This window comes from Klebsiella sp. OBRC7 (assembly GCF_000293135.1).
In the GTDB taxonomy this organism is placed as follows: Bacteria; Pseudomonadota; Gammaproteobacteria; order Enterobacterales; family Enterobacteriaceae; genus Klebsiella; species Klebsiella michiganensis.
In genome coordinates this window covers 199,574-206,632 of sequence record NZ_ALNJ01000108.1, presented here as the reverse complement: position 1 = coordinate 206,632, position 7,059 = coordinate 199,574, and the positions used below count along the sequence as shown (strand labels likewise).

Here is a 7,059-nt window from a genome sequence, read left to right as displayed (position 1 = left end):
CCGCCGCAGCAACCTTAACTGCTTCCACTTCCTGATGGTCTTTAACGCGCAAGAGGCCTTTATGGGCTCTACGCCGGAACGGCTGTGGCGGCGTCGCGGGCTGCTGCTGCGTACCGAAGCGCTGGCGGGAACCGTTGCCAGCCATGCGGACGATCGCCAGGCGCAGCGTTTGGGTAGCTGGCTGATGGCCGACGATAAGAACCAGCGCGAAAATATGCTGGTAGTGGAGGATATCTGTCAGCGGATGCAAGGGGAGACCCGCGCGCTGGAAGTTCTGCCGCCGCAGATTGTCCGTTTACGGAAAGTACAGCATCTGCGGCGCTGTATTTGGGCCGAGCTGGAGAAGCCTGACGATGCCCGCTGCCTTCATCAGCTCCAGCCCACGGCGGCGGTTGCTGGTTTACCGCGCCGGGTTGCGCTGGATTTTATCACCCGTAATGAGCTTTTTACCCGCGGCTGGTATGCAGGCTCCGCCGGCTATCTGTCGCTGGCGCAAAGCGAATTTTGCGTTTCTCTGCGTTCGGCGAAAATCGAACAGCGTACGCTCAGACTCTACGCCGGGGCGGGGATCGTCAGCGGTTCCGACCCGGAGCAGGAGTGGCAGGAAATTGAAAATAAAGCTGCGGGATTGCGTTCGTTACTGCTGACTGAAGCATAGAGAAAACGATACACATCAAAACGGCATCAGTTTGCTTTATCTATACTTAGCCTCAATATTTGATACTGGACAAATTCATGTCTGTAAGCGCATTTAACCGACGCTGGGCGGCGGTGATCCTTGAAGCATTGACGCGCCACGGCGTGCAGCATATCTGCATTGCGCCCGGATCGCGCTCGACACCTTTAACCCTGGCGGCGGCGGAAAACCGCGCATTGATTCATCATACCCACTTTGACGAACGCGGCCTCGGCCATCTGGCGTTAGGGCTGGCGAAAGCCAGCGGTCAGCCGGTGGCGGTGATTGTGACCTCCGGTACCGCGACGGCTAACCTCTATCCGGCGCTGATTGAAGCCGGGCTGACCGGTGAAAAACTCATTTTACTGACCGCCGACCGGCCGCCGGAGCTGATTGACTGCGGCGCGAATCAGGCGATTCGCCAGCCGGGCATGTTTGCTTCGCACCCGTCGCAGACGCTATCCCTGCCGCGTCCGTCGCAGGATATCTCCGCCCGTTGGCTGGTCTCGACCCTCGACCAGGCGCTCGGCGCGCTGCACTGCGGCGGCGTTCATATTAACTGCCCGTTTGCCGAACCGCTGTATGGCGATATGGACGACACCGGCGCCGAGTGGCAGCAGCAGCTCGGCGACTGGTGGCAGAGCGACAAGCCCTGGCTGCGTCACTCTCTGCATCTGGAAAGTGAAAAGCAGCGCGACTGGTTTTTCTGGCGGCAGAAACGCGGCGTGGTGGTCGCCGGGCGGATGCGCGCGGAAGAGGGCGTCAAGGTGGCCGAATGGGCGAAAACCCTCGGCTGGCCGCTGATTGGCGATGTGCTCTCGCAAACCGGGCAGCCGCTCCCCTGCGCCGACCTGTGGCTGGGCAACGGCAAGGCGGTCAGCGAACTGGCGCAGGCGCAAATTATCGTTCAGTTGGGCAGCAGCCTGACCAGCAAACGCGTTTTGCAGTGGCAGGCCACCTGCGAACCCGAAGAGTACTGGCTGGTGGATAATCTGCCGGGGCGTCTGGATCCCGCCCAGCATCGCGGTCGCCGACTGGTGTGCGCCATCGACCGCTGGCTTGAACAGCATCCGGCGGAAAAACGACAGCCGTGGCCCACCGTCATTCCCGAGCTTTCGCGCCGGGCATGGCAGGCGGCGGTCGCCAGCAGCGAGGATTTCGGCGAGGCCCAGCTGGCGCAGCGAATCCGGCGCTATCTGCCGGATCAGGGCCAGCTGTTCGTCGGCAACAGCCTGGTGGTGCGCTTAATTGACGCGTTGTCGCAGCTACCGGCAGGTTACCCGGTCTACAGCAATCGCGGGGCCAGCGGAATAGACGGCCTGCTGGCGACGGCGGCCGGGGTGCAGCGCGCCAGCGCCCGTCCGACGCTGGCTATCGTCGGCGATCTTTCGGCGCTTTACGATCTCAACTCGCTGGCCCTGCTGCGTCAGGCCTCCGCGCCGCTGGTGCTGATTGTCGTCAACAATAACGGCGGGCAGATTTTTTCCCTGCTGCCCACGCCGCAGGAGCAGCGCAGCCAGTTCTATCTGATGCCGCAGAATATCCATTTCGCGCACGCGGCGGCGATGTTCAATCTGACTTACCATCGCCCTGCGGACTGGAATGAGCTGGAGCAGGCGCTGGACGTTGCCTGGCGAGGACCCGGCGCGACGTTGATTGAGCTGGCGGTTAATGAAACCGACGGTACGCAAACGCTTCAGCAGCTGCTGGCGCAGGTGAGTCAGCTATGACGCTGCACGCGGTGGCTGAAAGCGGCCTGCCGGGCTATCCCTGGCTGGTCTTTTTGCACGGTTTTGCCGGGGATAGTCATGAGTGGCGCACGGTGGGGCAGGCGTTTGGTGCGTATCCGCGTCTCTATATTGACCTGCCGGGCCACGGCGGATCGGCGCATATTGCCGTCAACGATTTTGCCGATGTCAGCGAGCTGATTAAGAATACGCTTAATAGTTACAACATACTTAAGTACTGGCTGGTGGGATACTCCCTCGGCGGACGGGTGGCTATGTTCTATGTCAGCCAGCCGCGCGAAGGGCTCTGCGGGCTGGTCGTCGAGGGGGGACATCCGGGCTTAACGGATGAAAACCAACGCTTGTGGCGCCGCCACAACGATGCCGCCTGGGCTGAACGCTTTCGCCGCGAGCCGCTGACCCAGGTCTTTGCCGACTGGTATCAGCAGCCGGTCTTCGCTTCCCTGAACGCAGCGCAGCGGGCGACGCTGGTTGCGCTACGCAGCCGCAATAACGGCGAAGCGTTGGCGGCGATGCTGCAGACTAGCTCGCTGGCGGAACAACCCGATCTCCGGGCGTCGTTACGGGCGCGCGAGTTCTCTTTTCATTACCTTTGCGGAGAGCGCGACGGCAAGTTTCGCGCCATCGCCGATGAGCTATCGGCCACCACGCACGTGATTAATCATGCCGGACATAACGCGCATCGGGAAAACCCCGATGCTGTCGTGGCTTGTCTGGCGCAGTTTTTAGCGAGTTAACTGAAGGACACTTTATGATCTCTCTTGATGAAGCCATGCTTTACGCCCCGATTGAATGGCAGGACTGCTCCGAAGGCTACACCGACATTCGTTATCAAAAATCGGCGGACGGGATTGCCAAAATTACTATCAACCGCCCGCAGGTACGCAACGCTTTTCGCCCGCTGACCGTCAAAGAGATGATTCAGGCGCTGGCGGATGCCCGCTATGACGACAATATCGGCGTCATCGTTCTGACCGGTGAAGGCGATAAAGCGTTTTGCGCCGGCGGCGATCAGAAAGTCCGCGGCGACTATGGCGGCTACCAGGATGATTCCGGCGTTCATCACCTCAACGTTCTCGATTTCCAGCGCCAGATCCGCACCTGCCCGAAACCGGTGGTGGCGATGGTGGCGGGGTACTCCATCGGCGGAGGCCACGTCCTGCATATGATGTGCGATCTGACTATCGCGGCGGAAAACGCCATCTTCGGCCAGACCGGCCCGAAAGTCGGCTCTTTCGACGGCGGCTGGGGCGCCTCCTATATGGCGCGCATCGTCGGGCAGAAAAAAGCCCGTGAGATCTGGTTCCTGTGCCGCCAGTACGACGCGCAGCAGGCGCTGGATATGGGGCTGGTGAATACCGTGGTGCCGCTGGCGGATCTGGAAAAAGAGACCGTGCGCTGGTGCCGGGAAATGCTGCAAAACAGCCCGATGGCGCTGCGCTGCCTGAAGGCGGCGCTGAACGCCGACTGCGACGGTCAGGCGGGACTGCAGGAGCTGGCGGGTAACGCCACCATGCTGTTTTACATGACCGAAGAGGGTCAGGAAGGGCGCAACGCTTTCAATCAGAAGCGCCAGCCGGACTTCAGCAAATTTAAACGGAATCCGTAATGCGGCGGGCGCAGGTCTACCGCTGGCAGTTACCGATGGATGCGGGAGTGGTGCTGCGTGAACGGCGGTTAAAAACTCGCGATGGTTTGCTTCTGCGCCTGCGCGACGGCGAGCGCGAAGGCTGGGGGGAAATTTCTCCCCTGCCCGGATTCAGCCTGGAAACGCTGGATGAGGCGCAGGCGGCGCTGCTGGCGTGGGCGAGCGCCTGGCGCGATGGCGAAGTGGGCGCGTTGCCGACGCCGCCGTCGGCGGCTTTCGGGGCGAGCTGCGCACTGGCGGAACTGTGCGGCGAGCTGCCGCAGGCGGCAGACTATCGCGCGGCGCCGCTCTGCGCTGGCGATCCGGACGAGCTGTTCGCCAGGCTTTCGCTGATGCCCGGCGAAAAAGTCGCCAAGGTCAAAGTCGGGCTGTATGAGGCGGTACGCGACGGCATGGTGGTCAACCTGCTGCTGGAGGCGATTCCCGATCTGACGCTACGCCTCGATGCTAACCGCGCCTGGACGCCGCTGAAGGCGCAGCAGTTTGCTAAATACGTGAATCCGCACTATCGCAGCCGCATCGCCTTTCTCGAAGAACCCTGTAAAAACCGCGACGATTCACGCGCTTTCGCCCAACAAACGGGTATCGCTATCGCCTGGGATGAGAGCCTGCGCGAGGCGGACTTTACCTTTGCCGCCGAGCCAGGGCTGCGGGCGGTGGTGATTAAACCGACGTTGACCGGCAGCCTGCAAAAAGTGCGGCAGCAGGTGGCGCAGGCGCATGCCCTGGGGCTGACGGCGGTCATCAGCTCATCCATTGAGTCGAGCCTTGGCCTGACGCAGCTGGCGCGAATCGCAGCCTGGCTGACCCCGAACACGATACCCGGTCTGGACACCCTGAGCCTGATGCGTGCCCAACTGGTGCGCCGTTGGCCGGAAAGCGAGCTGCCGTGTCTGAACGTTGATGACCTGGAGCCGCTGCTGTGACCTTTAGCGACTGGCCCTGGCGCCACTGGCGGCGGCTGCGGGAAGAGGCTCAGGCGCTGCGCCTGAACGAGCGGCGGCTAAGCTGGCGGGAGCTGTGCGCGCAAATTGATGCGCTGGCGGCGGGATTTCACGCCCGGGGCGTTCGCGACGGCGATGGCGTGCTGCTTCGTGCTTACAACCAGCCCGATGCTCTGCTGGCGTGGCTGGCCCTCCTGCAGTGCGGTGCGCGCGTCCTGCCGCTGAATCCTCAGTTGCCGGCTCCTCAGCTGGCGGAACTGCTGCCGTCTCTGGGTCTGCGCCACGCGCTGGTGCTAAACGGCGGCGACCTTCCGGCGGCGCTTAATCCATTAGCGTTGCACGCCGGCGACGGTGTCCACGCGGTCGACTGGCGAGAAGATCGTATCGCGTCCATGACGCTAACCTCGGGGTCGACGGGACTACCGAAAGCGGCGGTGCACGCTTTTCGCGCCCATCTTGCCAGCGCAGAAGGCGTGCTGGCGATGATACCCTTTGCGCCGCAGGACGACTGGCTGCTGTCGCTGCCGCTGTTTCACGTTTCCGGCCAGGGTATTCTCTGGCGCTGGCTGTTTGCCGGCGCAGGCCTGACGGTACGCGACAAGCAGCCGCTGGAACACGCTTTACGCGGTTGTACCCACGCCTCCCTGGTGCCGACTCAGCTTTGGCGCCTGCTTAACGGCGACGCCAGGGTGTCGTTAAAAGCGGTTCTGCTCGGCGGCGCGGCGATCCCGGTGGCCCTAACCGAGCAGGCCGGTCAGCGCGGTATCCGCTGCTGGTGCGGCTACGGGCTCACCGAGTTTGCCTCCACGGTATGCGCCAAGGAAGCGGACGGCCTGGCGGATGTCGGGCAGCCGCTGCCGGGCCGCGAAGTGCGGATTGTCGACGGTGAGGTCTGGCTGCGGGCCGACAGCATGGCTGAAGGCTACTGGCGCGATGGGCAAATGGTCCCCCTGGCTAATGCCGACGGTTGGTTCGCCACTCGCGATCGGGGCTGGCTGGAGCACGGCAGGCTGACTATCCTCGGACGAGTGGACAACCTCTTTTTTAGTGGCGGAGAAGGTATTCAGCCGGAAGAAGTGGAGCGGGTGATTGGCGCTCATCCGCGGATTACGCAAGTTTTCATCGTGCCGCAGGATGATGCGGAGTTTGGCCAGCGGCCGGTGGCGGTGGTGGAGTGCGGCGAGCATGACGACCCGTCCGCGCTGGCGGGCTGGTGCGCCGATAAGCTGGCGCGCTTTCAGCAGCCGGTGCGCTGGCTGCGGCTGCCTGAATCGCTGAAAACCGGCGGAATTAAAATTTCCCGCCGGGCGCTACGTGACTGGGTCAACCAGCAGGCGATGCCCGACTCAGACGCGCTGGACGTTCAGTAGCTGCTTCGTATGCCAGCGGGCCAGCGCTAAAACGGCGGTCAGCGCGCCGAGCAGGGCGCAAAACATATCCGACTGGGTATCCCAGGGATCGCCCTGGGTGCCGAGAAACTCATCCGCGCCCTGTCCCAGCGCCAGCGCTGCCCACCATTCGATCAGTTCATAGACGGCGCTAATCGCCAGCGCAATACAGCAGACCACGAAACCGAGCATTTTACGCCCGTGAACGTAGCCGCCGCGCAGCAGAATCTCCCGCGCCGCCAGCGCCGGCACCAGCCCCTGGAAAAAGTGCCCCAGCTTGTCATAGGGGTTACGGCTCAGTCCCAGCAACGCCTGTACGTCAAAGCCGATGGGCACTTTCGCGTAGGTGTACATACCGCCAACCATCAAAATGAGGGCATGGAAGAAAATCAGCGTGTAAAGCAGCGGCGTCAGCGGATAGCGCGAGCGCGTGGCCAGCAAAAGCGGAACGATGATAATCACCGGCGTCACTTCCATCAGCCAGGTGAGCTTATCCCCTGCGCTGATACCGGTGTAAACGAGAATCAGGGCCAGCGCCAGCGCGGCGAATGTTAACCCCGAACGGGATGCGGCGACGGTCATAACGGATCACCAGAAAGTTAAAATGATAACTATCAGGCAGATGTGGCGGAAATTCAACGTATAGCGTCATTGG

At 62.4% G+C, this 7,059-nt stretch carries 7 protein-coding genes; 6 read left to right on the top strand and 1 reads right to left on the bottom strand.

The features are described from left to right. The 6 genes from HMPREF1144_RS22550 to menE all read left to right on the top strand — a co-directional run. A partial coding sequence (locus HMPREF1144_RS22550; RefSeq protein WP_009653972.1) for an isochorismate synthase occupies window positions 1-658 on the top strand: 658 nt, incomplete at its 5' end. Window positions 659-735: 77 nt separating this feature from the next. Next, entirely contained in the window at window positions 736-2,406 is a 1,671-nt protein-coding gene (menD, locus tag HMPREF1144_RS22545) for a 2-succinyl-5-enolpyruvyl-6-hydroxy-3-cyclohexene-1-carboxylic-acid synthase (RefSeq protein WP_009653946.1), read from the top strand. After that, on the top strand, window positions 2,403-3,161 hold the full coding sequence (menH, locus tag HMPREF1144_RS22540; protein WP_009653997.1) for a 2-succinyl-6-hydroxy-2,4-cyclohexadiene-1-carboxylate synthase: 759 nt from the start codon (window positions 2,403-2,405) through the stop codon (window positions 3,159-3,161). Before menD ends, menH begins: the two co-directional genes overlap by 4 nt. A gap of 14 nt (window positions 3,162-3,175) precedes the next feature. After that, entirely contained in the window at window positions 3,176-4,033 is an 858-nt protein-coding gene (gene menB / locus HMPREF1144_RS22535) for a 1,4-dihydroxy-2-naphthoyl-CoA synthase (protein ID WP_004123101.1), read from the top strand. Further along, a complete protein-coding gene (menC, locus tag HMPREF1144_RS22530) occupies window positions 4,033-4,998 on the top strand; it encodes an o-succinylbenzoate synthase (protein ID WP_004852798.1) in 966 nt (321 codons plus the stop codon). Before menB ends, menC begins: the two co-directional genes overlap by 1 nt. Next, the gene (menE, locus tag HMPREF1144_RS22525) at window positions 4,995-6,386 is read left to right on the top strand and encodes an o-succinylbenzoate--CoA ligase (RefSeq protein WP_009653974.1); all 1,392 of its coding nucleotides are present in this window, start codon (window positions 4,995-4,997) and stop codon (window positions 6,384-6,386) included. The genes menC and menE overlap by 4 nt, the downstream gene beginning before the upstream one ends. Here menE and HMPREF1144_RS22520 read toward each other — a convergent pair. Further along, window positions 6,363-6,986 (bottom strand): DUF2238 domain-containing protein, encoded by a 624-nt coding sequence (locus HMPREF1144_RS22520; RefSeq protein ID WP_009653985.1) that lies wholly within the window; start codon window positions 6,984-6,986, stop codon window positions 6,363-6,365. The genes menE and HMPREF1144_RS22520 overlap by 24 nt on opposite strands. Window positions 6,987-7,059: the final 73 nt, after the last annotated feature.

Bases quoted from the DNA above. Each gene is read 5' to 3' on its own strand.
- HMPREF1144_RS22520 (WP_009653985.1), bottom strand. From the start codon at position 6,986: ATGACCGTCGCCGCATCCCGTTCGGGGTTAACATTCGCCGCGCTGGCG.
- menB (WP_004123101.1), top strand. From the start codon at position 3,176: ATGATCTCTCTTGATGAAGCCATGCTTTACGCCCCGATTGAATGGCAG.
- menD (WP_009653946.1), top strand. From the start codon at position 736: ATGTCTGTAAGCGCATTTAACCGACGCTGGGCGGCGGTGATCCTTGAA.
- menH (WP_009653997.1), top strand. From the start codon at position 2,403: ATGACGCTGCACGCGGTGGCTGAAAGCGGCCTGCCGGGCTATCCCTGG.
- menC (WP_004852798.1), top strand. From the start codon at position 4,033: ATGCGGCGGGCGCAGGTCTACCGCTGGCAGTTACCGATGGATGCGGGA.